At 45.3% G+C, this 25,566-nt stretch carries 31 protein-coding genes and 2 pseudogenes; all 33 read left to right on the forward strand.

Annotation, left to right across the window (positions count from 1 at the left end; genetic code table 11):
• A partial coding sequence (locus HGJ98_RS16355) for an RNA polymerase subunit sigma-70 (RefSeq protein ID WP_291352730.1) occupies nucleotides 1-420 on the forward strand: 420 nt, incomplete at its 5' end.
• 79 nt (nucleotides 421-499) lie between these two features.
• On the forward strand, nucleotides 500-1,312 hold the full coding sequence (locus tag HGJ98_RS16360) for a virulence-related protein (RefSeq protein WP_291352732.1): 813 nt from the start codon (nucleotides 500-502) through the stop codon (nucleotides 1,310-1,312).
• Between the two features lie 179 nt (nucleotides 1,313-1,491).
• A pseudogene (locus tag HGJ98_RS22445) lies at nucleotides 1,492-1,593 on the forward strand (DUF6329 domain-containing protein); the annotation flags it as partial.
• Nucleotides 1,594-1,638: 45 nt separating this feature from the next.
• Nucleotides 1,639-1,800 (forward strand): DUF5049 domain-containing protein, encoded by a 162-nt coding sequence (locus HGJ98_RS16365; RefSeq protein ID WP_291352814.1) that lies wholly within the window; start codon nucleotides 1,639-1,641, stop codon nucleotides 1,798-1,800.
• A 315-nt stretch (nucleotides 1,801-2,115) separates the two neighbouring features.
• The gene (locus HGJ98_RS16370) at nucleotides 2,116-2,388 is read left to right on the forward strand and encodes a hypothetical protein (RefSeq protein WP_291352734.1); all 273 of its coding nucleotides are present in this window, start codon (nucleotides 2,116-2,118) and stop codon (nucleotides 2,386-2,388) included.
• The gene (locus HGJ98_RS16375) at nucleotides 2,385-3,542 is read left to right on the forward strand and encodes a DNA modification methylase (protein WP_291352735.1); all 1,158 of its coding nucleotides are present in this window, start codon (nucleotides 2,385-2,387) and stop codon (nucleotides 3,540-3,542) included. Before HGJ98_RS16370 ends, HGJ98_RS16375 begins: the two co-directional genes overlap by 4 nt.
• A 3-nt stretch (nucleotides 3,543-3,545) precedes the next feature.
• Nucleotides 3,546-4,229 carry an HNH endonuclease signature motif containing protein gene (locus tag HGJ98_RS16380; protein WP_291352736.1) on the forward strand — a complete coding sequence of 228 codons (684 nt, stop codon included), beginning with the start codon at nucleotides 3,546-3,548 and terminating at the stop codon, nucleotides 4,227-4,229.
• A gap of 108 nt (nucleotides 4,230-4,337) precedes the next feature.
• Nucleotides 4,338-4,664 (forward strand): hypothetical protein, encoded by a 327-nt coding sequence (locus HGJ98_RS16385; RefSeq protein ID WP_291352737.1) that lies wholly within the window; start codon nucleotides 4,338-4,340, stop codon nucleotides 4,662-4,664.
• A gap of 213 nt (nucleotides 4,665-4,877) precedes the next feature.
• Complete coding sequence (locus HGJ98_RS16390) at nucleotides 4,878-5,633, forward strand: NUMOD3 domain-containing DNA-binding protein (protein ID WP_291352739.1); 756 nt, start codon at nucleotides 4,878-4,880, stop codon at nucleotides 5,631-5,633.
• Nucleotides 5,634-5,687: 54 nt separating this feature from the next.
• Nucleotides 5,688-6,140, forward strand: coding sequence for a hypothetical protein (locus HGJ98_RS16395; RefSeq protein WP_291352741.1), 453 nt, complete (start codon nucleotides 5,688-5,690; stop codon nucleotides 6,138-6,140).
• Nucleotides 6,127-7,428, forward strand: coding sequence for a terminase TerL endonuclease subunit (locus tag HGJ98_RS16400; protein ID WP_291352743.1), 1,302 nt, complete (start codon nucleotides 6,127-6,129; stop codon nucleotides 7,426-7,428). The genes HGJ98_RS16395 and HGJ98_RS16400 overlap by 14 nt, the downstream gene beginning before the upstream one ends.
• 81 nt (nucleotides 7,429-7,509) lie before the next feature.
• Nucleotides 7,510-8,706, forward strand: a pseudogene (locus HGJ98_RS16405) (phage portal protein).
• Between the two features lie 4 nt (nucleotides 8,707-8,710).
• Nucleotides 8,711-9,388, forward strand: coding sequence for an HK97 family phage prohead protease (locus tag HGJ98_RS16410; RefSeq protein ID WP_291352745.1), 678 nt, complete (start codon nucleotides 8,711-8,713; stop codon nucleotides 9,386-9,388).
• Nucleotides 9,389-9,413: 25 nt separating this feature from the next.
• Nucleotides 9,414-10,670 (forward strand): phage major capsid protein, encoded by a 1,257-nt coding sequence (locus HGJ98_RS16415; RefSeq protein WP_291352815.1) that lies wholly within the window; start codon nucleotides 9,414-9,416, stop codon nucleotides 10,668-10,670.
• Between the two features lie 40 nt (nucleotides 10,671-10,710).
• Nucleotides 10,711-10,977 carry a phage gp6-like head-tail connector protein gene (locus HGJ98_RS16420; RefSeq protein WP_291352748.1) on the forward strand — a complete coding sequence of 89 codons (267 nt, stop codon included), beginning with the start codon at nucleotides 10,711-10,713 and terminating at the stop codon, nucleotides 10,975-10,977.
• 24 nt (nucleotides 10,978-11,001) lie between these two features.
• A complete protein-coding gene (locus HGJ98_RS16425) occupies nucleotides 11,002-11,307 on the forward strand; it encodes a phage head-tail adapter protein (protein WP_291352750.1) in 306 nt (101 codons plus the stop codon).
• Nucleotides 11,300-11,680 carry an HK97 gp10 family phage protein gene (locus tag HGJ98_RS16430; RefSeq protein WP_291352752.1) on the forward strand — a complete coding sequence of 127 codons (381 nt, stop codon included), beginning with the start codon at nucleotides 11,300-11,302 and terminating at the stop codon, nucleotides 11,678-11,680. The genes HGJ98_RS16425 and HGJ98_RS16430 overlap by 8 nt, the downstream gene beginning before the upstream one ends.
• Nucleotide 11,681: 1 nt before the next feature.
• Complete coding sequence (locus HGJ98_RS16435) at nucleotides 11,682-12,017, forward strand: hypothetical protein (protein WP_291352754.1); 336 nt, start codon at nucleotides 11,682-11,684, stop codon at nucleotides 12,015-12,017.
• Between the two features lie 2 nt (nucleotides 12,018-12,019).
• Nucleotides 12,020-12,592, forward strand: coding sequence for a major tail protein (locus tag HGJ98_RS16440; protein ID WP_291352756.1), 573 nt, complete (start codon nucleotides 12,020-12,022; stop codon nucleotides 12,590-12,592).
• Between the two features lie 11 nt (nucleotides 12,593-12,603).
• On the forward strand, nucleotides 12,604-12,945 hold the full coding sequence (locus HGJ98_RS16445) for a hypothetical protein (protein WP_291352758.1): 342 nt from the start codon (nucleotides 12,604-12,606) through the stop codon (nucleotides 12,943-12,945).
• On the forward strand, nucleotides 12,902-13,132 hold the full coding sequence (locus HGJ98_RS16450; protein WP_291352759.1) for a hypothetical protein: 231 nt from the start codon (nucleotides 12,902-12,904) through the stop codon (nucleotides 13,130-13,132). The genes HGJ98_RS16445 and HGJ98_RS16450 overlap by 44 nt, the downstream gene beginning before the upstream one ends.
• A gap of 228 nt (nucleotides 13,133-13,360) precedes the next feature.
• Nucleotides 13,361-13,930, forward strand: a complete 570-nt coding sequence (locus tag HGJ98_RS16455; RefSeq protein ID WP_291352761.1) for a hypothetical protein — start codon at nucleotides 13,361-13,363, stop codon at nucleotides 13,928-13,930.
• A 152-nt stretch (nucleotides 13,931-14,082) separates the two neighbouring features.
• Nucleotides 14,083-17,052 (forward strand): phage tail tape measure protein, encoded by a 2,970-nt coding sequence (locus HGJ98_RS16460; protein WP_291352763.1) that lies wholly within the window; start codon nucleotides 14,083-14,085, stop codon nucleotides 17,050-17,052.
• A gap of 1 nt (nucleotide 17,053) precedes the next feature.
• Nucleotides 17,054-17,899, forward strand: coding sequence for a phage tail family protein (locus HGJ98_RS16465; protein WP_291352765.1), 846 nt, complete (start codon nucleotides 17,054-17,056; stop codon nucleotides 17,897-17,899).
• An 11-nt stretch (nucleotides 17,900-17,910) separates the two neighbouring features.
• Nucleotides 17,911-18,660, forward strand: a complete 750-nt coding sequence (locus HGJ98_RS16470) for a hypothetical protein (protein ID WP_291352767.1) — start codon at nucleotides 17,911-17,913, stop codon at nucleotides 18,658-18,660.
• 2 nt (nucleotides 18,661-18,662) lie between these two features.
• Nucleotides 18,663-20,030, forward strand: coding sequence for a siphovirus ReqiPepy6 Gp37-like family protein (locus HGJ98_RS16475; protein WP_291352769.1), 1,368 nt, complete (start codon nucleotides 18,663-18,665; stop codon nucleotides 20,028-20,030).
• A gap of 12 nt (nucleotides 20,031-20,042) precedes the next feature.
• Nucleotides 20,043-22,403, forward strand: a complete 2,361-nt coding sequence (locus tag HGJ98_RS16480) for a hypothetical protein (protein WP_291352771.1) — start codon at nucleotides 20,043-20,045, stop codon at nucleotides 22,401-22,403.
• A 13-nt stretch (nucleotides 22,404-22,416) separates the two neighbouring features.
• Nucleotides 22,417-22,905, forward strand: a complete 489-nt coding sequence (locus HGJ98_RS16485; RefSeq protein ID WP_291352773.1) for a hypothetical protein — start codon at nucleotides 22,417-22,419, stop codon at nucleotides 22,903-22,905.
• Nucleotides 22,906-22,917: 12 nt separating this feature from the next.
• Nucleotides 22,918-23,760 carry a hypothetical protein gene (locus tag HGJ98_RS16490; RefSeq protein ID WP_291352775.1) on the forward strand — a complete coding sequence of 281 codons (843 nt, stop codon included), beginning with the start codon at nucleotides 22,918-22,920 and terminating at the stop codon, nucleotides 23,758-23,760.
• Nucleotides 23,761-23,772: 12 nt separating this feature from the next.
• Nucleotides 23,773-24,120, forward strand: coding sequence for a hypothetical protein (locus HGJ98_RS16495; RefSeq protein ID WP_291352777.1), 348 nt, complete (start codon nucleotides 23,773-23,775; stop codon nucleotides 24,118-24,120).
• Between the two features lie 2 nt (nucleotides 24,121-24,122).
• Entirely contained in the window at nucleotides 24,123-24,260 is a 138-nt protein-coding gene (locus HGJ98_RS16500) for an XkdX family protein (protein WP_291352779.1), read from the forward strand.
• A 91-nt stretch (nucleotides 24,261-24,351) separates the two neighbouring features.
• Complete coding sequence (locus tag HGJ98_RS16505) at nucleotides 24,352-24,762, forward strand: holin family protein (RefSeq protein WP_291352780.1); 411 nt, start codon at nucleotides 24,352-24,354, stop codon at nucleotides 24,760-24,762.
• The gene (locus tag HGJ98_RS16510; RefSeq protein ID WP_291352782.1) at nucleotides 24,755-25,504 is read left to right on the forward strand and encodes an N-acetylmuramoyl-L-alanine amidase; all 750 of its coding nucleotides are present in this window, start codon (nucleotides 24,755-24,757) and stop codon (nucleotides 25,502-25,504) included. Before HGJ98_RS16505 ends, HGJ98_RS16510 begins: the two co-directional genes overlap by 8 nt.
• The last annotated feature ends 62 nt before the right edge of the window (nucleotides 25,505-25,566 follow it).

The following is a 25,566-nucleotide window of genomic DNA, read 5'->3' on the forward strand; positions in this document are numbered from 1 at the left end:
AAGAAAATATTCGAACTGAGAGGTCAGGGTTTTGGCTATAAAGCTATTGCAGGAGAGCTAAGCCTTTCGAGCGACACAGTAAAAAGTTTTTGCAAGCGTCATCATTTAAATGGACATAGAGACGTCGTAAGCCTTAACATTCAGGTGATGGAAAAAAAGAATTGGATTTGCCCTCAATGCAATAAACCTATTAAACAAAAGGCTCGTGGAAGAAATAGACGCTTTTGCTCCGATAAATGCCGGAGAAAATGGTGGAATGACAACCCCCAGGATAGAAACAGAAAAGAAACTGCAATCTATAGCTATACATGCAAGCATTGTGGTAAAGAGTTTAGCAGCTATGGAAACAAGCGTAGAAAGTATTGCAGTCATGACTGTTACATTAAATCGAGGTTTTGGGAGGAAGACGATGTAACCTAAGAAAGTCCAATAAAATTACTTGCAATTTTCTGTGTTTAGAGTGATAGATAGACTACACAAAACACAGGAGGGATCACCAATGGATAAAAAAGAATTATTAAAGCAGCTCGAAGAACACTTTGGAGAAAAGCCCAAGTACATGGGCGCACCTAGTTTTGCTTATCAAGTGAAAGCGGGAGATGACGTGTACATCATTGACCGAGAGGGGAGAATCAAAAACACTGAAGGGGAAGAAGTTGAGTTTGGGAAACTTCTTAGTTTTGAAAGTAAGACAGATGCATCTGAAGCCTCTCCAGCGAGTACAACGGAAGTAAATATCCCAGAAGCGGAAACCCCAGTTGATCGCTTGGAAGTCATTCTTCTGATGGGGGAGCATAATTGTTTTACCCTAAGAAATTTAGTCAACATGATTGCCAGCAAACAAAGCCTAATCCAACAATCCTTAGACTTAAAACATGCAATTATTGATCAGGACTTTGCTAAAGCCATTAACGAAAAAGTCATCGCGATCATCGAAGATTTTGAGTCTATTGTTCTTGAAATCGGGCCTGAAAAATGCCCGGGAATAGGCTTTGACTTTGATAATAAAACCATCACGTTTAAATTCTTCGAAGGTGAACTAGAGCCGGATAGACTAAAAGCCTACACAGATTTAGTCACCCTTATCAATAAAAACGCCCAAACTCTAAAACACGCTTCGATGAAGCCAACCATCACAGATAATCCCAAGTTCTCATTCCGCACATGGCTATTAAGACTCGGAATGATTGGCGGAGAGTACAAATCCACCCGTAAGGTGCTGCTTGCAAACCTCTCAGGTAATAGTGCTTTCAGAGACCAACCTTCACGAAAGAACGATTCGACAAGTCAGGTTAAAGGGGGTCGAGCATAATGGGAGTGCACTTTGCGAGAAAGTTTGGTACGATCGAAGATCTAAAAGAGATTGTCGGCAGGGACATGGGTTACGAGTTCATCATCGAAGAAACGGTCGAACTAGAGCCAGCGGAATATGAGGACTTTACCAAGAATCTACTAGGCGACTACGAGTTTATCGCTCGGCATAAAGGCAAGATGTGGGTTGATGGCAACGAGGTTTGGCACTGCCTTCTGGTCAAGGCTAAGGGAGCCAAAGAGGGGGTCCTTGTTGAAAGCGAAGGCTACGATTACGCACGGTACACCGCCTACTTTGCAGAAGAGGGTTTCATAACCGATCGTCTGATGGAACAGATTCTAACCATCCGCTGCGAAGGGAAGGTTAACATGCTTGATACCGTAGGCGTCCAGCGGGAAGGTTATCAGAAAGATTTCTATGAGTTGGTGATTTTCCTTGAAGAGCATAAGAAAGAGTATGCGGAGTTCATCATGACGGGTCAACGATAAGTAACATATAAACTGACTTAGGGACTTTCCAAATAGAGAGTCCTTTTTTCTTGTCCAATTCTAAGGATGAGTGGGTAAAGTACATCGCGGACAAAGACGCAGGGGCGGGAGCGGAGCGATGAAAAAAGGAGGCGGGAGACCATTGCTAAGAGCAAATGGCCTCAGGTTAAGGACCGACTTATCCTGGTCGAGAAGTGGGCCCGCGATGGGCTTACCGAGCATCAGATCGCCAAAAACCTGGGGATCCACCAGAGTACCCTAGAGGAATACAAACTAAAACACCCGGAAATAAAAGAAGCCCTTAAAAAAGGGAAATTGCCCTTTATTGCAGAGATTGAAAACGCACTGGCCAAAAGAGCCCGGGGGTTCGAACACACGGAGACCAAAACCTATATCAAAGTTGAAAACGGTAAAGAGGTCAAGTACCAAGAGCATATCAAACGATATTATCCGCCCGATGTTGCTGCATGCAGCATCCTATTGAAAAACAAAGACCGTGGCAACTGGAGCGATAACCCCATGAAGCTCGACATGGAGCGCGAATTTCTTGAACTCCGGAAGAAGATAGAGGAGATGAAAGCATTTTGATCATCACAGAACTCCCGATAGGTGAGCTTATACCCTACGAGAACAACCCCAGAAAAAATGACTCAGCCGTCGAGGTAGTGGCCCACTCAATTCAGGAATTTGGTTTTAAAATCCCGGTCATTATCGATGCGGAAAACGTCATTGTTTGTGGTCACACTCGGGTTAAAGCTGCTAAAAAGCTTGGACTCAAAACCATTCCCTGCCTTAGAGCAGATGACCTAACCGAAGACCAAATCAAAGCCTTTCGTCTAGCGGATAACAAGACCGCCGAATATGCCGAGTGGGATTTTGAGAAACTTGAGGTTGAGCTCAAAGGTATCGACTTCGATATGACTCTCTTTGACTTTGAACCTCCAGAGACTGAGGTCGCCGATGACGATTTTGATCTTGAGGAAGCCCTCGACGAAATAGACGATCCTGTCACCCAGAACGGCGACGTTTGGCTCCTGGGCCACCACCGCTTGGCTTGCGGCGACAGCACCAAACCTTCAGACATGGACAAACTGATGGACAACCAGCAGGCTGACTTGGTCCTAACAGATCCTCCGTACAATGTCGATTATGAGGGGGGAACTAAAGATAAACTTAAAATCCAAAACGACAAAATGAACGACGACAAGTTCTTGCAGTTTTTAACGGACGCTTTCACCAGGATGCACGAGCACTCCAAAAAGGGGGCAGCGATTTATGTCTTTCATGCAGATAGCGAAGGGTACAACTTCCGGAATGCTTTCAAACTGGCTGGATATTCTTTGCGCCAGTGTTTGGTATGGGCTAAGAATTCTCTGGTACTGGGTCGGCAGGATTATCAATGGCAGCATGAGCCCATTCTCTACGGTTGGAAGGACGGAGCAAGCCATGTTTGGTATGGAGATCGTAAGCAGACCACCTTGATCAAATACGATAAACCACAACGAAACGCTGACCATCCGACCATGAAACCGGTTGGACTTTGCGGTTATTTCATCGCTAACTCTAGCAAGGAAGGAGATATTGTGCTCGACCCCTTTGGTGGCAGCGGCAGCACCTTAATGGCCTGCGAACAAAACGGGCGGAGTTGCTACACCATGGAGATGGACCCAAAATACTGCGATGTCATCGTGCACAGATACGAAGAACTTACCGGGCAGAAAGCTCAGCGAATTGGAGGGTGAGCCTTGGCTAAGTATTCTGTCCTGCAAACCTTCTATGCCTCAGACGCCTGGCGAAACTTCAGATTACTTATTCTCAACGAGCGCGGGTTACGCTGTGAATACTGTGGTGAACGAGTTGCCCAGTCTAAGGAACTAACATTGCACCATAAGACCGAACTCACTCCGGATAACTACGAAGATGTAACGATTGCTCTTAACCCAACAAATATAATGGTTGTCCATCACGGCTGCCATAACTCTATACACAAACGAAGCGCTGCCAAACTGGTTCGCGCTGTTTTTATGGTTTACGGTCCGCCATTAGCAGGTAAGAAAACCTACACCCAGGATCGGATGTGGCCAGGGGATTTGATCGTCGATATTGATGCCATCTACACCGCGATCTCCGGACAGCCCTGGTACAGCAAACCGGACAGCCTGCTGAAGAATGTAAGAGTCGTACACAGCCAGCTCCTTGACAACATTCGCACGCGCTTCGGACGCTGGGACAGAGCCTGGATCCTTGGCGGATACCCTGACAAATACAAACGTGAGAAGTTGGCCGACGATCTCGGAGCAGAGTTGGTCTTTATAGAGGCTAGTAAAGACCAATGCCTCGAGCGATTAAAGACCGATCCGATCCGAAAAAAGCATGAGGCAGAATGGACGGGTTACATCGACAAGTGGTTCCTGCAGCACACGAACTGACCATCCCCCCCCATAGCACTTGAAAGCCCTTCAAAAGGGAACCGGGTAGGGGGAGGCATCTTTCACGCATGCCAAGAATTTTGAAAATCCCAGGAGGTTTTGGGAAAAATGACAAAACTGGAAGTCCAACAAAAAGAATTGGATAAGTTAACGGAGATTTTTCATGATGTCGAAGACTCCAAACGTAAACTTATCGAAGGTTTAATTGAGGATGCGGCTTTCCTCAAGGCGGAGAATCATGTCCTTAAACAGGCGATCACTGAGACTGGCATGGTCAGGCTTCACCCCCAGCATCCAGAGATTCAAAAGCCGGTCGAAACTGCCAAGCAGTACTTAAAGAATGTGAATACCTATGCCGTAGTCATCAAAACTCTGAATGGGGTGCTGATGAAGAACCTCATCGAAGAGGATGACGGTTTGGATGAGTTTGAATAAGAGGAATATCAATAAATAAAAAATCCAAAAGAAATAAGGTTATGTGAATAATTCAAGCCTCTGTTAACTTGAATCTGGGTCTTAATATCTCAATTTATCTTTCCGGCATAAACAACCGGATATAAAGGGCGGCTGGCTTCCTCTATGGGCTCGTCTTTTCCGTGTGCTAATAGGAGAAGAAACGTAGGGGGGGGATTTGATATCTTGGAGAGTATGCGTAAATATGCGGTATATGCACATACAAATAAAATCAATGGAAAGAAATACTTTGGAATCACAAGTACTCATACTAAAGAGAGATGGAGAGACGGAAGAGGTTATATTAATAACCAATACTTCAATAGTGACATTGAAGAATATGGGTGGGATAATTTTACGCATGAAATAATTTCAAGTGGAATACCAAAGGAATCTGCAGAAAGACTTGAGCTTGATCTAATAGCTATGTATAAAACGATAAATAGGCAGTTTGGGTATAACATTAAGTCAGGTGGAGATACCAGTTTGCATTCGGAAGAAAGCAAGGCAAAGATGAGCGCAAACCATGCAGATTTTAGAGGTAAGAATAATCCTATGTGCGGTAAATGCCACTCTGATTCTACACGATCTAAAATTGGGGAACGAAGTAGGGGAAGGTATTTTTCTGAAGATGCACGTAAGAAGATAAGTATGGCGGTTAGCGGGCGTAATAACCCTATGTACGGCAAAAGCCATTCTGAAGAATCTAGGAAAAAGATTGGATTATCTAAATTAGGTGAGAATAATCCAGGTGCGCATTCAGTAGTAAATCTAAACACAGGGAGAGTATTTACGCTTGTAAATGATGCTAGTAAATTTTTCGAAATCTCTCACTCTACTATTGTAAATTGTTGCAGGGGTAGGCGTAAGTCGGCAGGTAAGCACCCCGAAACAAATGAGCCATTACGATGGATGTATCACGAAGACTATTTGAAAATGAGTAATGTTTAAAATGGTGCGCAATGCACTGTTTTTTCATTTATAAAAGGTGGTGATGTCGTAGTCATGCTTGACGAATTAAGAAATAAGTATCAGAATTCATTCCTCCTTGAATACATCTACAAATGTAAAGGCGGAGAGATCATCATCGGTCATGAGTTAATGCAAATGCTGGATGTTTTGCTTAAGCACTTTGAAGATCCAAATATAATGGTTGATTTCGCGGATTCCAACAAAAGAGTTCGCTTCATCGAAACTCAGTGCAGGCATTTTGAAGCACCATTTGCTGGTAAACCTTTTATTCTTATGCTTTTTCAAAAAGCATTTATAGAAGCAATATACAGTTTTAAAATATTTGATAACGAAATTGGCAGATATATTCGCCTTTATCAGGATGTCTTATTTCTAGTATCAAGAAAAAATGGGAAAACCCCGTTGGTATCTGCGCTGAATCTAGCAGATTTCTTTTGTGGCCCACTTGGGCTAAAGATACTTTGCTCCAGCAATGACTACGAATGAACAGGCTGATCTGATGTTTCAGGCGATTAATGCTATGCGGGAAGAGAGCAAGGCGCTGACCAGTGTAACTCGCAAGAATATCAAAGGTATATTCTTTGGCAATCCCCAGAAAGCGAGACACAACGGCAAGTTCTCCTATAGAAATAAAGGCTGCATCCGCAAAATATCTGCCAAAACAGGCGCCAAGGAAGGGCGTAATATTGGCATTGGTTCGGTGGATGAAGTACATGAAATGAAGGATAACTCTTCAGTTATGCCGATCCGGCAGGCGCTTTCCACTCAAGACGAACCCTTGTATTTCGAGTTGACCACGGAAGGCATGGTCAATGAAGGTTATCTGGATGAACGACTCAAAGAAGCGCGTCAGGTTTTAGCCGGAGAGCTGGAACGTCCTCGTTGGTTAATCTGGTTGTATACCCAAGACAGTGAAAGCGAAGTTTGGCAAGACGAAACAACCTGGGTCAAAAGTAATCCCGGCGTTGGAACCATTAAAAAATGGAGCTTTCTACGGAAAATGATTGAGGAAGCTCAGACCAGTCAAAAGATGCGTGTCTTTGTCCTCTCCAAGGACTTTAATATTAAACAAAACAATGCTTCAGCTTGGCTTACACCGGAGGATATTAACAATCCTGAGACCTTCGATATGGAGGAGTTCAGAAACTGTTTTGCTATTGGAGCGGTTGACTTGTCTAAAACAGGAGACCTATCCAGCGCGAGAGCCTTACTAATGAAACCGGGCTCCAGTAAAAAATACATGCTCCAGCAGTACTTCATTCCGCAGACGAAGTTGGAAGGTTTATCTGAAAAAGAGCGCAAGCGTTATGAGCTATGGGTGAGGGAACGACGTCTTGTCGTATCCGATGGAAACGAAAATGACTTCAGGCACGTGACCGCCTGGTTTGTCAAACTTCATAAAGAGTTTGGGATCCGCTTCTTTAAGATCGGCTACGATAAATGGTCCGCCATTTACTGGGTCAAAGAAATGGAGTCTTATGGCTTCGATTGTCAAAGGGTAGCCCAGGATTGGGGCAGCATGTCAGAACCCATGAGCCTGGTTGAAACTGACTTGAAGAGTAAACTTATCAATTACAACAATGATCCTATCGATAAAATGTGTCTAGAGAATACAGCAATGAATATCAACTCCAAAGCCGAAATCATGCCCATGAAAGTTCAGGGCAAAGAAGACAACAAGATTGACGGTGCAGTGACCATGATCATTGCCTATCGGATTTATATAGACAATCGGACGGACTTCTTAGAACTAGTTAAACGAACGACCGCATGAAGGGAATAGAAGGGTGGTGAATCAGTGGCCCTTACCGATTTCATAAAAAACATATTTACCTCGAAGCCAGACAGACGGCAGATGCAATACGCCAAATTCCTGGATGGAGGGTATCCCATCTTCAGCCAGTTCGGTCAAAACATCTATGCCTCCGATGTGGTCCAAACCTGTATCGATGTCATTGCCACCGAATGTTCCAAGCTGATGCCCCGTCACATCCGAACCGATAAAAACGGAATGCAGACAACCGTGAGTAGCAGCCTTAATAGGCTGTTTAAATTTGCCCCGAATGAACTCATGACCACCAAAGACTTCCTCGAAAAAATCATCTGGATCCTTGAGATGAACTGTAATGCCTTTATTTATCCAGTCTATGAGACGAACTTCGACAGCCAAGGAAAGCCCTATATTAATTACGCCGCGTTCTTCCCCTTAGACCCTAGACAAGTGGATTTTGTTCAGGACTCCACCGGCAAACTCTTCGTTGACCTACGCTTCGAAAGTGGAGATAATGTCATCCTCGCTTACTCGGATGTAATTCATCTACGAAAGAAGTTCAGTGTTAACTCAATCATGGGCGGAGGTAGGAACGGCCAGCCGGATAACGCGGCACTGTTGAAAGTTCTAGACATCAATGACATTGTTCTTCAGGGAATCGGCAAGGCGATTAAGACGAGCCTATCCGTCCGAGGTATTTTAAAAATCAACACCATGCTGGATGACGAAAAACAACAGGCTGAGCGCGATCGGTTTGAGGCTAAGATTGCCAGCGGCAAGACCGGCATTTTGCCCATGGATCTCAAAGGCGATTACACACCTATTACCCCGGACCCTAAGCTCATCGATTAGGATACGATGGAATTCCTGGAAAACAAAGTCCTCAATTACATTGGTGTTCCGGCCTGTATCCTCAGGGGAGACTTCACGGACGAGCAATACCAAGCGTGGTATGAAAAGAAATTGGAGCCTATCCTCATTAGTTTGGGTCAAGCGTTTTCGAAGACGTTGTTTACCCAACGAGAGCTAGATGTGGGAAACGAAATCATCTTCTATCAGCGAGACATGATGTACTTAAGCACAAAGTCCAAGCTTGAGCTTGTGAAAACCACGGGTGAACAGGGGCTGCTATCGGACAACCAAAAGTTAGCGTTGTTGGGATACCCACCGATTACGGGCGGAGAACGAATTACGCAGAGCTTGAACTATATTGATAAAAGCCTAATATCGGCGTACCAAATGAATCAGTCGAAAGCAAAAACAGAGAGTAAGGGGGATTAAAGGCTTGGGTCAGAAGACAAAAGAACGGTGGGAAGACAAGCTTAATCGGTTCTATGAGGTTCAAGAAATCAGAGCCTTGGAACCGAGTCAAGACGAGCCAGAGGCTATCGTCGAAGGCTTTGCGATCCCTTATGAGGTTGAAACGAATGTAGGCAATTGGTTTATAGAGGTTATTAAACGCGGAGCTCTTGATGGCGCAGACTTAAAGGATGTGCCATTTTTTATTCACCATAATGGCCGAGCAATTCCACTGGCCAGGAGTCGGAATAACAATGCCAATTCGTCCATGCAACTTATGGTCACCGAGCGAGGCTTGGAATTCAGGACCAAGCTCGACATTCAAAATAATGCTGAAGCGAAGGCCTTATATTCTGCGATTAAACGGCAGGACATCACCGGGATGAGCTTTTCATTCTCCGTCAAGGAAGAGAAGTGGTTCAACCTCGACAGCGACCTGCCGACCAGAGAGATCTTAAGGTTCAAGAAGATTCATGAGATATCTGCATTGTGGTCCCCTCAATATGTGGAGACAAACATAATGGCTCGAAACGACGCGCTGGATAGCGTAGATAAGCAGGCATTGGATAATGCCCGGTCAAGAGCGTTCGAACAATCCAAAAACGAGCATGCACTGGAACTAGAGAAGTTAAAAAATCAAAACCGGATGAAAGGGCAAGGGTGATACCGTGAAAAAGAAACTATTAGCCATGCTGGCGGCGAAAGAAGCGAGAAAGGCTGAACTAACCACAAGGAGTAATGCCTCGACCGATGTCGCAGAGGTTCGTTCCATCGGATTAGAAATGGATACCTTAAACTCAGAAATTGCAGAGCTTCGCGGCCTGCTTGATGAGATCCCTGACGAACCAACACCACCTGCTGCCGATCCTGAATTTCGAGGCGAGCCAAAACCTGGGACAACCGGCGAACAACGTAGCATGCCCGTAGGTAGGTTCAATGTCCTGGCCACATACGGCACAGAAGGCGGCCAACCCCAAGAAAAACGTTCCGTCGATCAATACGATACTCATGAATACCGTTCCGCCTTCATGGATTATGTCCAAAGGGGTATTAAATCCGATGTCCTAGAGTTCCGCGCGGATGCCACGACGGGAACGGGTGATATTGGCACCGTCATTCCGACCACGATTCTCAATAACATCATCGAGAAGATGAAAGACTATGGAACGATCTGGTCAAAGATCAATAAGACCAGTATCCTAGGCGGTGTGGAGCAACCAACGTCGGCACTTAAACCTGTGGCTACCTGGACAACCGCAGGGACGGTATCGGATAAACAGAAAAAGACCACGGGAAGCATTTCTTTCTCGTATCATAAGCTCCAATGCCGAGTCGCTGTTGAGCTTGTGGCTGGAACGGTTGCTCTGCCGGCCTTTGAGTCAGCGATTTCTGACAACATCTATGAGGCGATGATTGTTGCCCTTGAACAAGCCATCATTTCGGGTCCTGGTATTGGACAACCTCTCGGTATCGCCAAGGATCCAGATATCCCCGCAGCGCAAATTGTTACGGTTGCAGCAGCGGATCTTGGAGAATACAACACTTGGACCACACTTCTTGCCAAACTACCACGGAGTTATCGAAATGGTGCCGTCATTATTATGAATGATGCCGACTGGAACAAGTATATCGTCGGGATGGTAGACGTTAACGGTCAGCCGGTCGCTCGAACCACGTATGGACTCGATGGCACTCAGGTCGAACGATTCCTGGGTAAAGAAGTAATCCCTGTGGAAGAGTACTTGCCGTCCATCGATGATGCTCTCATGGGTGACGTTATCGGTATCGTCTGCAAGTTGAAAAGCTACATGGTCAATACCAACATGCAGATGACCTTTAAGCGCTACTTCAACGAAGACACGGATGAATGGATTAGTAAATCGACGATGATTGCTGACGGTAAATTATCGGACAAAAATGGAGCCCTTCTGATCAAGAAGGCTTAATTTTTTTTGTACCAAATTCGAATTTGAATGAGGTGATCCTATGACAGACGCCGAGCTCTTAATCGAATGTAAGATCGGTCTGAATATCCAACCGGATAGCACAGCCTTCGACGGAGTCTTGACCCAAAAACTTCTGGCTGTAAAGTCCTTCATGAAACGAGCCGGAGTAGTCGACGAGATGTTGATTGACGATTTAGCGGTAGGCGTCATGGTCATGGGTGTTACTGATCTATGGAACTCAGAAGGCGGGGGGATTAAGTTTTCTCCCGCCTTTCACATGCTGCTAAGTCAGCTGGCCATGGGTTAAGGGAGATGGTGGATAGTGGGTAGAATGGATCAAGTGTTAGTGTTAATCGGCGTAACGATTGATCACCGCAACACGGATGAAATAGGGAATCCAATCGAAACCATAACGGAACGATCGATCCTTGCCGAAGAGCTCTCGGTGGGATCAGGTGAGTTTTACAATGCAGCCGTCGCAGGCTTAAGGCCAGAAAAACGATTTGAAATGTACACCCGGGAATACCAAGGCGAAGTGAAGCTTAAGCACGAAGGCATCACCTATCGCATCATCCGCACAGAAGGCCGTAGCGAAAAGATTCGCCTTAGTTGTGAAAGGGTGGCTGCTGATGGCTAGCATTAGAATCGATCAACTGGCCTACGAACTAGCAAATGCTATCCGCGAATACACAGAAGACGTTACGGTTTCAATCGAGAGAGAAGTTGGGACTATCGCCGATAATGTGTTAGCTGAAACGGAAAGACTGGCACCAAAGCGAAAAGGGAAATATGCCGCCAGCTTTGTGAAGACGGACAAGTCTCTTTCGGGTCATCAACGATATGTAATCTGGAACAAGAAATACTATCGTCTCGTCCACTTGCTTGAATTTGGACATGCCAAACGAGGGGGCGGTAGAGTTCAGGCTTATCCTCATCTTGGGCCTGCGCACGATAAGTATGCCCCTCAGATGGTAAGAAACATTGAACGGATTATAAGGAATGGTGGGTAATATGACTCAAGTTGAATTAGTAACAGCATTAAAAAGCTTGGGCATGCCGATAGCCTATAGCGAATTTAAGTCAACCCTTGAGAACCCCGCCCCACCTCCACCGTTTATTACGTATCAATTCACGGATGATGATGATCTCAGAGCTGACAACCAAAACTATGTTGATATTGGTAATTACAATATAGAGCTTTACACGGACAAGAAAGATTTAGCCAAGGAAACGTTAGTCCAGGATAAGTTAAAAGAATTACGCCTGACTTATTCCAAAAACGAGGCAAAGATAGAATCGGAGGATTTATATCAAGTGATCTATAGAATTCAGCTGATGGGAGGATAACCATGGAAAATAAAGTAACCTTTGGTCTCGAGAAAGTCCATATCGCCTTTAAAGACCTTATAAATGTAACTCAACCAGCTTGGGAAGCTCCCATTGCCATACCTGGCGCGGTTAGCTTTAAGCCGAAAGCTGAAGGAAAAGACAGCACGTTCTATGCAGACAATGGGTCCTATTATGTGAGCACCAGCAATAACGGTTATAAAGCAGACCTAGAAATGGCATTGGTTCCCGATGCTGTGCTTGCGGAAATGCTAGGCTGGGAAATTGACAGCAACGGAATGCTCGTTGAAATTGCCAACGCAATTCCTAAGCCTTTCGCCCTCTTAGGTCAAGTCTTAGGGGATCAGAAGAATCGGCGTTTCGTATATTTTGATTGTACTGCTAGCCGTCCGTCCAAAGAGCATAAAACGAATGGAGATTCCATCGAACCGGCAACGGATGTTCTTTCATTGGTAATTAAACCGATGGAAATCGGAGGTAAAAACGTCGTTAAGGGTACGATGGAACTCTCCGTAACAAATGCCACAGCCTATAACGCATTCTTTACAGCAGTTACGATACCGGCTGCAGCCTAAGGAGGATCCCAATGAAAGAGCTAATGATCGGCGAGACGAAAGTAAGGGTCAGAGCAACACCTCTGGCCCTCTTGTATTACAAACAAGAATTCCATTCGGATCTTTTGGGTGATTTAACCAAAATGAAAGGGATCGAGAAGGATTCTTCGAAACTTGATACCGTTTTTTTGCTGCAGATTACCTGGGCGATGGCAAAAGCGGATGCCTATCCTCAACCGTTTCCAAGCTTTGAAGGATGGCTCGTGTCTTTTGAGACTATTGATTTAACCGAACCAACCTTTCTCGCGGCCTCAATGGAGGAGGTCGCCAATGGCTTTCTTGGGAAGAATAAAAGATGGAGAGTCAAAGGATAGTTGGGTACCAGAACGATTAGACCTAGAATTATTAGCCATAGGTAAGCGAACGGGCTTGAGTTTTGCAGAAATCAATGAGTTTAGAGTATGCGACTTACTTGCTTACTCTAAATCGTATGCTGGTGACGGGGATAGCAAGGAACGGGATGCCACACAGAAGGACATTGATGCATTTTATAGGGATTAGTATTATGTAGTGTCTAATCTAGTTAGGCTTTGTTTAGCGAACAAATTAATTCCAAGCTCCGATGAGAAAGAACAATTTTTTTTACTTAATTAAGTAACATATATTTTATAAATTACCATGTTATGTACACTGTAGAAAATCTTACATGGAAGGAAAGTGCAAGTTTAACAAAGACTAATTAACAAACTACTAGTTGGTTAAATAATTCAATTAAAGAGGAGGTTTTAAATGAACATTCCTAAAACGAAAGATCGTATGATGCTTGGTATCATTGCAGGAGTGTTTTCGTTTATAGTTCAATCTGCATTTGATTATGCATCTTACAAACAGGACATTTCAAAGCGAAATTACTGGAGTACCGCTGCAGGCGTTTGGGTAAAGAGTAATAGGCAGGCTAAAAAATGGAATGGACAATTGTTAGGTGCTTGGATGACGTTTGGTTTAAATGCAGTGAATGGGATATTTATGGTATGGAGCTTAACTAAGGTTGGCTTAAAAAAATGGCCTATAAAAGGTGTGATGTTAGGTTCGATTACTGGAGGAATTACAAATGCTCTATTAAGTGGTTTTGCAAAAAATAAAGTTGCACCCAAAGACAGCAATAGTACTTTATCATACACTTTGACCAACGCAATCACCGGACTAGTTGCTGCTTGGACTATTGTGAGTTTTGGGGATCAATCACTTTTCAACGAAAGACGAGTTGTTGCTAATATCTCCGCCGAAGATATCTTGCCAACCTCATTGATGAATATCAATGAAATTGATGATAAGGAATCCCAAGCGTATTTTCACTAATTTCAGTTTAGGAAAATGACTAATCTTTTAGAGATTATGTCATTTTATATTCTTTAGAAAATCTAAGATCTACTTTGGAGAATTAAAAGAGAGCAAATACTTTTTCGTAATATCAAACGCCTTAACGGCGTTTTTCTTTTGTCATAAAGGTGGTGATTAAAATAGCAGCAACTATTAAAGGAATTTCAGTCTTAATCGAAGGTGAAACAACTGGACTAACGAGGGCCTTGGCCGATGTCAATAGATCAAGCCGTGGCATTCAGGGTGAACTCAGACAGGTTGAAAGGCTACTTAGATTTGATCCAACGAATACCGAATTACTTACCCAAAGACAAACCTTATTGGGCAATGCGGTGGCCAATGCCCGGGAAAAGCTTGACCGTCTCCGTGCTGCCCAGGAGCAAGTCAATGAACAGCTAGCAAGAGGGGATATTGGTCAAGATGAGTATCGTGCCTTTCAACGAGAAATTGCTGCCACAGAGCAACAACTTAGACGCTTTGAGGAGCAAGTGGCAAGTGCTAGTAGCGAGATCAACGAGTTAGGTGATACTGCAGAGAGTAACGCCAACAAATTAAGTGACGTCGGCGAAAAAGTAAAAGGTATCGGCGAAACGATGGCTGTTGTTATTACAGCGCCTGTCATGGCTGCGGGTGCGGTCATGCTCAAAGGGGCAGTGGACGCAGAAAATGCGCAAAACAAGTTACAGGGACAGCTTGGTATAACTGCTGAGGAAGCGGAAAACTTAGGCGACACTGCAGAAGACGTCTGGAAGAATGGCTTTGGAGAAAACATCGAGGAAGTTAACAACGCAATCAAAGACGTTAGGTTAACTATGGGCGCATTGGCTGATGAAGAGTTACAAAACATTGCCGAAGGTGCAATGACCATTGCCGACTTATTTGATCAGGATATAAAAGAAGTCACCGCTGCTGCTGGTGTAGCCATGAAGGCATTTGGCATCAATGGGCAAGAGGCGATGGACCTTATCACCGTGGGCTTTCAAAAAGGCGGAGATTATTCCGGCGAACTCATCGATACCTTGCGGGAATATAGTCCCCAGTTTGCCTCAATGGGTATGGCTGCCGATCAAATGATGGGTATCCTTATCTCTGGTGCACAGGCCGGTGCTTGGAATATGGACAAAGTCGGAGATGCCGTGAAGGAGTTTAATATCCGAGCTCAAGACGGCAGCAAGACAACCGCCGAAGGTTTCAGTGCTATTGGCCTATCGGCTAAAGAAATGGGAAGTTCTATCTCTGCGGGCGGAGAAAAAGGTCAACAGGCATTTATGGCAACTATTGCTGGACTAGCAGCCATGAGAGATCCGGTTGAACAAAATATTGCAGGCGTTGCTCTATTCGGGACCCAATGGGAGGATGTCCGGGCAAAAGTCATCGTGGCCATGGCAGACGGGATGAAGGGTCTTGGCGAGTTCAAAGGTGCCACAGAGAATGCCTCAAAAGCAGCTTACGAAACGAATCCAGCGCGAGCACTTACCGAATCACTTCGAGAAATGCAGGCTGCAATAGGACCAGCGCTATTGCCTCTAGCAGATATTATGACCAATACCGTAGCACCAGCGATTAAATCCATGGCCGAGTGGTTTAGCGAGCTGTCCCCAGCTGGCCAAAAGACAGTCCCTGCCATTATCGGGATTACCGCTGCTATTGGACCTTTGATGATAGTACTAGGACCACTCATACCACTTGTAGGTGGTGTAGCAGGGGCGCTCGGTGCCGTGAGTGCCGCAGCTACGGGAGGCGCCGCTGGAGTTGGTATTCTGACGACGGCTTTTCCAGCCCTAGGTACGGCGTTGACGGCACTTACCGGACCGGTTGGAATAGCTGTAGCGGGAGTTGCGGCTGTGGTTGCCATCGGAGGATCCTTAGTAAGTTCTCTAAATGAAGAAGTTATTCCAACCGTGGATTTGTTTGGCGATGAAGTATCAGACTCTACTAAAAAAGCGGTTGAGTCTTACTTGGATATGGACAAAAAACTAAGTACATCCCTTATGTCATTCAAAGCAAATAACACAACCATCACCCAAGGGATGGCTGCCGAGATGGTGGGTACCTTTGAGAAAATGGGTGCAGATATTAAAGCGGGAAGGGATAAGCATTACGAAGAGGATCTGGCTAATCTAACAAAGTTTTATGCTGATCAGGGCCTTTTGGACTCGCAAGAAGCTCAAAACGCTCTAGATAAGATGAAGCAAGCCCATGGGGCAAAGAATAATGAACTAACTTCCTTCCAAGCAAGAATCAAAGAAATCTACGAAAAGGCTGCCGCCGATCATCGGTCAATAACTCAAGAAGAAGCAGACCAAATTAAGAAGATCAAGGATGAGATGGAGCAATTAGCAATTGAGGCATTAACGAATTCAGAAGCTGAACAAAAGGCAATCCTCACCCGCATGCAGCTTCAAGCCAAAGATATCACGACTCTGCAGGCAGCCGATGTCATTGCAAACAGTGCGAAACAGCGAGATGAAACAACACATCTCGCTAATGAACAGTATGAAAAGGTTGTGGCATCCATTACGAGGCAACGAAATGAGGGTGTCATAACCTCCGATGATCAAGCCAAGAAGATGATTCAGGCCGCGGAAAGAACAAGAGAAGCATCGATAACAAAAGCCAGAGATATGCACGAAAAAGTCGTGTATGAACTTCAGCAACAAAACAAAGATGTTGCGGAGCAGATCAACGAGCAGGACGGTACCATTAAAACCGGGTGGGACAAGCTTAAAGAATGGTTTACTAACAATCCAATTATCCGCTGGATTATCACGAAGACATCCGGCAGTTCAGGTTCGGATGATAAGGTCGACAATAACTATAACGGAACGAACTACTTTCCTGGCGGACTTACGACGCTTCATGAGAAGGGCTATGAAATCTACAACCTCCCAAGGGGCACCAAGATTTATAACCATGAAGCTAGTGAAGATTTGGTGTTGAAAACAGCTCAGGAGGTTGCACGTGGTGTTCTGGCTGGTAACCAGGATAAGCCCAGCGGAATAACCCAATATATCGCCATTGAGTCTCCAACTCCGCTTTCACCGTCAGAAACGGCACGTCAAGTAAAGAATGCCAGCAGACGCCTGGCGCTGGAGTGGTAGCATGCCAAACGTAACTTACACTAACGAACGCGGGCAGAGTGTCGAGCTTAGGGACTCTGCCCCTCTCTTGGTGACCCGGTTTGACGGGCTAGGGAGTGTTCAACATGAAATCCTGAGACAAAAGGCGCCTTATCAAGATGGTTCAACGGTGACAGGTGGAACGTTGGCCGAACGGGAGCTAACCATTGAAGGTGTTATCTTAGCGACTGATGAGAATACCTATCGAAGACAACTCCTGCAAGCCTTTAACCCTAAGCTAGGCGGGATTCTTCGGTATGAAAAAGGATCAGTTGTCAAAGAAATAGACTGTAAAACAGAACTGGCCCCGGCATTTCCAAGCAATTTCTCAGTTAACCATCAGGTCTTTCTCATAACACTTCTTTGTCCTAAGCCCTTTTGGCTGGATATTGAGACTGAAACGGATGAAATTGTAACTTGGATCGGAGGAATGACCTTTCCTCTGCGCTTGCCGACCATCTATGCCACGAAAGGACCTAAGAGAATCAACATTATCAACCAGGGCGACGTGGAAACGCCGGTGAGGATTGAGTTTAAGGGTCCAGCGACGAACCCTCGAATCACGAACCAAACAACCGGAGAATACATTCAGGTTAATCGGACCCTGCTGAACACTGATAAACTCATCATCACAACGGATTTCGGAGCAAAGCGAGTGGAAATTGAGGATGAATTAGGTGCTAGAACCAACGCGTTTAACTGGATCGATCTTGGAAGTGTGTTTTGGTCGCTGCAGGTAGGTGACAATGTTGTAGAGTATTCAAGTGACGACCAAGTCGAGCCGGCTGCCGTCTTAGTAAGCTATAGAAACCGTTATATCGGGATTTAGGGGGTGGAAATGTGGAGCATTATCGGTTTTTTAACAGCGCTGAGGGGGATGAACGGTTATACCTTGCAAGTGACTACGCGGAATATTTCAGCCGGTTTTTGTCGGATGGGTTATATGCAGAGAATGGTCAAGCCGGCTTGAACGTTAAACCTGGAAGTGATTTAAGTATTATCACAGAGCCAGGATTTGGTTTTATTCGCGGTTATATGTATCACAACGATATAGATCTTATTAGAGTTTTAGACCCAAGTGATTCCATGTTGGATCGGATTGATCGAACCGTTCTGCGCTTTGATGAAGTAGCAAGAACAATTACAGTTGTCGTTAAGAAAGGATCCTTTTCTAGTACCCCCCAAGTCCCTGCATTGGAGATAACAAGCACGGTCAAAGAGCTTGCTTTAGCTCAGACGCGGATCCGAAGGGGTGCAACGACCATACTTGCCTCAGATATCACTGATGAGCGACTAACAGCCAATTGCGGTCTAGTATCTAGTTTAATCACCATCCCAGCCCAAGAAATGTGGGACGTATGGAACACTACGCTTGATCAAATTGAATCAGCCTGGGCATCGAAAACATCGGTTGTTGACTCTGAATGGGCTAATAAAAAGGCCTTAGTGGATAGTGAATGGGATAACATCCAGGCCGACTGGCAAACGTGGTTCTCTTCAAGGCAAAATGATATTGGCTTAAGGGTTTTAGTAGGACCGACTGAACCGTCAGGAATTGTTGCCGGCGACATTTGGTTTAAAGAGGTGTAACAATGCAACCGATCCGGATCATCGACACATACTTTAATCTATACTCGGAACTTGACGACTATGAAAGCCTGATCTGGACCCGACGTTGGCATAAACCTGGAGACTTTGAACTACACATTTCAGTAGCCAAAGCAAACACTGAACAATTACAAAAAGGAAGAATCCTGGTCGCCGGAGATAAGGCGGCTTTTATTTTGCACAGAGAACTATCCGTCGGAGAAAACGGCGAAGAAGTCATCCTAATAAAGGGGCCATCCATATCCTCGATGGTCGGAAGACGGATCACTCTACCACCGGACGGACTGGCCTATGATCGTATAAGTACTAACGCAGAAGAAGGGATGAAACATTATGTAGGTGTGAACTGTGTCAATCCGGTTGACGTAAGGCGAAATATTCCCTCATTGGTTATCGCTCCGAACCGTTCAAGAGGCCCTATCATTGTTTATCTGAGCCGACTCAAGACGTTGGATGGTGAGCTAGAGGCTATATCGCTTTCTAGCGGATTGGGATGGGGTGTTACTTTAGATATTGCCAGTAAGCAGTGGGTATTTGAAACGTACGAGGGTCGTGATCTTACTGCTAGCCAAACCGAAAATCCTCCAGTGATCTTCGCGGTGGATTTTGACGCGGTGAAAGCACAGACGTTCATTGATAGCGATATTGGGTATCGAAATACCGGCTATGTTGGAGGCCAAGGTGAAGGAGAAGAACGGCAGATCATAGAGGTTGGTAACGGACTTATTGGTCTTGAGCGTTTAGAGACGTTTATCGATGCACGGGACATCGAAGATGGCGCTGATCTTGCATTCCGAGGGCAGCAAAAACTCTCTGAGTTAAGTGAAATCCAAACGTTCGATCATCAGATTTTGACCAAGGGTCCTTACACTTACAAAGTCGATTGGGATCTTGGTGACATCGTCACCGCCATGAACCGTAAATGGGGCGTAACGTTGGATGCACGGATCACCGAAGTAAAGGAGATTTATGAACCCGACGGTTTTAAACTTGAAGCAACCTTCGGAAACGAAGTTCCGACGCTTGTTGAGAAAATTAAACGAGTATTGGACAATCCGCTGGTGGAGAAATCAACCTTGGCTGTTGAGAATATCCCGACCAAAACTTCACAACTTGAAAACGACGTCGGATATATAACAGCTAGCGAAGCTCCCCAAGCATCAACGTATATCCATACACAACTATCCCCATCACAGATATGGACCATCAACCATGGCCTGGGGCTTTTTCCGTCGGTAACGGTCGTAGATAGTGCTGGAAGTACCCTAGTGGGGGAGGTTAAATATCTATCTAATGACACCATTGAACTATTCTTTAGTTATGAGTTTAGCGGTAAGGCTTACCTGAATTAAGGGGGAGATATCTTGCAGATCTTAACTAATATAGATCTAGCAAAAAATGAATTACAAAACGCAAGGATACAGAACCTAGCAGTTGATCCGGCTAGTCCCGTTCCAGGCCAACTATGGTACAGCACAGCTGACAATACCTTCTACGGCTGGAATGGTACCATAAAGCTTAACTTAGGACAGGTATTAACTGGGGCTAGCATAGTAACCCTGATTAATGCATGCGCATCCCTGATAGACGACGATAACCTAAGCGCCAATGTTGCCGATGCCCTTACCAAGCGACACTCCCACTCTAATTCAGCCGTTCTCAATGCTATGGAAGTCGCATTCACCAACGCCTTAAAAACTAAGCTTGACGGAATAGCTACGAATGCTAATAATTACTCCCATCCCACGGGTGACGGCAATTTACACGTCCCTGCAACGGGTACCACTAACAACGGTAAGGTCCTGAAGTCCGGAGCTACCGCTGGAAGCCTGTCGTGGGGCACCTTAACTAAGACTGACGTAGGGTTAAGTGCCGTCGACAATAAATCCTCCGCTACCATACGAAGTGAGATCACCAGCTCTAACGTCACGACTGCCCTTGGATTCACCCCGGTGAAAGACGGGGGAAACACTCCTGAGTTTCGTGAAGGCCTGGAGTCGGAGAGGCCTGTAGCCTCGAATAGCGGTATCGTATTCTTTGCCAGGGATACCAAAAAGATCTGGAAGGATACGGGCGTATGGACCCAGATGGGAGGCCAGGATCTGCCTATAGCTTCTGCTACTGTTCTTGGAGGTATTAAGGTTGGAGCTAACTTATCCATTACCGATGGCATACTGAGCGCCAATGATAACCCCTCCAGCTTTCTAATTAAACAGGAGTTGTTCACTGTGGGACTCGGACAGGTCACGTTTAACTTGACTAAGGGGTCCTATAAACCCGGAACGAACTCACTCTTTTGGTATATGTTCGGGCAGAAGCAGGATAACGCCGCTTTAATCGAATCGTCAACCACGAGCTTCCAAATTACGGGGGGATTAGACGAGGGTACTGAGATTTTGGTGGAGTATATTGAGATTCTTAACTCCCATCCATTTCCCTACCACGCTAATGAGCACCTTAGTACCGGGGCGGATCCGATACCAAACGCTACCACCACTCAGGATGGCCTCATGAGTCCGGCTGATAAATCCAAACTGAATGGTATAGCTGCTAACGCAAACAACTATTCACATCCGTCTACCCATAGCGCGGATATCATCGTGGATGGAACAACCAATAAGGCATTCACGGCAACAGAGAAGACAAAGCTAGCGGGTATTGCTACGGGGGCCAACGCTTATACACACCCGGCAAATCATCCCCCATCCATAATCACTCAAGACGCTTCCAACAGGTTTGTAACGGATACCGAGAAGAACACCTGGAATGCCAAAGAAACTCCCTCAGGAGCTCAAGCTAAAGCAGATGCTGCCCTCTCAAGTGCTAACTCGTATACGGACACGAAGGTAGCCGCATTAGTTGATTCATCCCCGGCGACTCTGGACACCCTCAACGAGCTAGCTGCAGCCATAGGGGATGACCCTAACTTTGCCATTACCTTAACGGATTTAGTTGGAACCAAGGAGACCCCAGCTGGAGCTCAGGCGAAAGTCGATGCACACGCCAACCTGACCACGAACCCCCATGCCGTTACGAAATCTCAGGTAGGTTTAGGAAGCGTTTCAAACTACGGGATTGCTACTCAACTGGAGGCAGAAGCTGGGACGGTTAACACGGAATATATGACCCCATTACGGACGAAAGAAGCCATCCTGGCCCTACAATCTGTGGATTCCGTAGCAGGCAGAACGGGGGCTGTAACTCTCACGAAATCAGACGTGGGGTTGAGTACTGTAGATGACGTACAACAGGCCCCAGCTACCAGGACAATCACAGCTGGGAACGGGCTAACAGGGGGCGGAGACCTAACGGCAAATAGGACCGTAACCATGGGAACTCCAGGAACTCTAAGCCCAACCACTACAAACGCCGTTACCTCCACCAGCCATACCCACAACATCGATACCGCAACGCAGGCCGAAGCAGAGGCCGGAACATCGACGGCCAAGTTCATGACTCCTCAGAGGACAAACCAAGCATTCGCCAAATTCGTCACGGATAACAGTATTGCCAAGAAGGGGGCTGCCAATATCGGTGACGGAGTAGCTACGGTCTTTAATATCGCCCATGGCTTAGGTACTCTTGATACCACCTTCAATATCCGAGAAACATCAACGGGGTCCATGGTGCTGGTAGAAGCTCAGACCATAGACGCTAATACTCTTAGGATATCCTTTCCCTCGGCACCCAGCTTAAACCAGTATCGAGTAACGGTTACCGGATAGGGGAGGTGATAAAATGAAGCTATTCGGGATAGGTCCAGACTTGTCGTATAACAGCTTTAAGGTTTGGAAAGAGGATAATTTCAACCCATCCACCAAGGTGGATAAGTCCGGGGATACCATGGGCGGAAAGCTCGGATTACCGGCCAGTACCGTTGATGGGGCACCCCTGAATATTCCCCATGGTACTACTCCAACGACCCTAGTCAACGGGGATATCTGGACCACTACATCCTCCATAATAGCCAGAATAAATGGGGTAACTCGAACCATGGCTCACACTTCTACCTGGAGTACGGTATCTCAGGCAGAGGCAGAAGCTGGGACGGCGACAACGAATAGACTGTGGACCGCTTTGAGGGTTGCACAAGCTATTGCAGTACGTCTGCCAACAAAGCTATCACAGCTTGAGAACGATATCGGGGCCGGGGCAGGCCTAAATATTATTCCAAGTCCCACGGAGCCGACACTTAACACTGGAGATTGGTGGTACCAAGAATTATAAAGGAGGTAGGTCATGGCTGAGAAAAATCTGCAAATGCGAAGAAAACTAGCTGACGGGAATTTTGACGATTACTTTCCCATAACTAAGGCTGTTAATGTAAAAATGGATGACGGATCTACGTTGGAATCATCCATACTTTTTAGACGTACTGATAAAGGGCTACCTTATGACAATAAGGTATTGGGTAACTGGTCAAATACTCATTGGCCCTTTACTAGTCCTTTGAAGGATGGGATATTATACGCTTCTGAAACGGGTAATAATGTCGTAAAATCCAATGATGTAACAAACAGGGAATCTGGCTCACTATCCCCCTTCAAAAGCCCTTTTGGAGGACAGCATGCTTTTTATAACTCCGAAGATGGTTATGTATACTTTATAAACCCAAGTTCCGTACTTCATAAGGTTTTATTCTCTGCATTAAACCCTAGCACCACCCCCACTACTACCTCTGGCACTATCTATTTGAATGGCGGTAGAACTTATCCACTTATTATAGGTGGGCAAATTTATATTGTATGGTACGGTGTTAATGCTGATTGGTCAACGAAACTTTATCGTGCCACCTGGGGTACAGTGACACCCACTTTAATTGCCACAATTTATCCCGGTCAACCCCAAGCGCCTACGTTCGTTTCGACTGACGGAACCTATATCTACATCCTAATTAGCTCTCCTAATGGCGGATATAGGATTACCAAATATAATACCTCAGGAGTTCTATTAACGACTCATTATATAGATACAACCTTTTTAAAATGGATAGTAGGTTTTATCTATTCAGGGACTCCGGGACTATTTTATCTGATATACCAAGCCCATGATATGTACTTTTCAGCCAAAATAAATATATAGGGGTGTATTAGGATGTTTTTTTATATATATGCCTTAAAGCATAATGACGGTACTTTTCAATATCCCTTTGGTATGGGATTTATCCAAAACCCCAAGTATGTCGGCAACGATATGGCCTTTAAGAGCGAAGAATCCCTACCCGACACAGAGGGCTTAGTTGCTATAACTGAATTCGAGTATGACGAATTTGATAGGGTAGATAATCCTCAACCGCTCGTGAAACATCCTACTGAAATTGACCTCCTGGGCCAACAGCTAGTCGAGAAGGAACTCCAAATCCTAGAACTTCAGCAGGAGAATCAGATACTTGGACAACAGTTGGTTGATATCGACTTAAGATTATTGATGGGAGGACTGTAAGAATGACTGATTTTGAGCGTATTAAAATGTATTACGATAAGGGCTGGGCAACAAAGAATCAGGTTGCACGGTACGTTTCTTTTGGGAAGATTACCTCTAATGAGTACACATTAATTACTGGAGATGCCTACACTGCATAATTAGCCTACCAAACTGGCAAGCGCTTACTAATTTAAAGAAAACGCCGTATGTAGGGCGTTATTTTTATGCCCAAAATGAGGAGGGTGAAGCGTGAATATAAAAGAATTTAGCCTGAACACTGTTGTAGCCATCGGAGGAACCATCGTGAGCGCATGGTTGGGAGGGTGGGATGCTGCATTGAATGTGCTTGTTGTGTTGATGATCTTAGATTACACAACCGGCTTCTTGGGGGCTATTAAGCTTAAAAACGTAAACTCAGAAGTTATGTGGTGGGGTGGCATCCGAAAGGGTGCCATTCTTGCCGTCATCGCCATGGCGGTCCTACTTGATCAGATGATGGGTAATCCCGAGCCGATTTTGCGCACGATGGCAATTTACTTTTATGTTGCAAGGGAAGGTGTTAGTGTAACTGAAAACTTAGGGATTCTAGGGGTCCCTTTACCGTCCGCGCTTAAAAGGGTGCTTGAGCAGCTGCAAGAGAGGAGCGATAAAAATGGATAAACCAACAATTAAGTGGATAGGGTCGCCAAACTTCAGCAGCTCGAGAGGTTACAGAACAATAGCGATTGTAAATCACATCATGGAAGGTACTTTAGCCGGTACCGATTCATGGTTTGCAAATTCGGCAAGTAAGGTTAGTTCCCATTTTGGAGTGGGTAAGAACGGCGAAATCCATCAATATGTCGATCTTAAAAACCATGCATGGGCCAATGGTAGCGTCAATAAACCGAATTGGCCTTTGCTTATTCCTGAAGTTAATCCGAATTATTACACCGTTTCAATTGAACACGAAGGAAAAAGTGGAGAGGTAATGCCGGAAGCGCAGTACAAGGCAACACTGGCTTTACATCGATGGTTAGTTGGAACTTTGGGGATACCGGTAACGAAGGATACTATTATCGGGCATCATAGGATTGATTCTATAAATAAATCAAGGTGTCCAGGAACAGAATTTCCTTGGGATCGACTATTTATGGATTTGCAAGGAGGAAGTGACGCGTTGAAAGTAGCAGTGTTGTTATATACGAAGGAGGATTTTTGGGCGGGTTATGATGTCGCTGTGAAAAATGGTAACTGTGCTATCTTTGTTCGTCCGGCAGATCTCTCAGTGCCAGCCGAGGCCAAGGGCGCTCAGAAACTGATCGTTGTCGGCGGACCAACGACCCATCATCCTAACGAAGTGCTGCTGAGTGGAAATGACAAATATGAAACCGCTGCTGAGGTGGCAAAGTACCTAGGTTAAAAATTACTTCCTATTATATAGGGCAATATTTTAAGCAGGTCACTATGGCCTGCTTAGTTTAG

It is taken from the genome of Desulfosporosinus sp. (assembly GCF_014237355.1).
GTDB lineage: Bacteria > Bacillota > Desulfitobacteriia > Desulfitobacteriales > Desulfitobacteriaceae > Desulfosporosinus.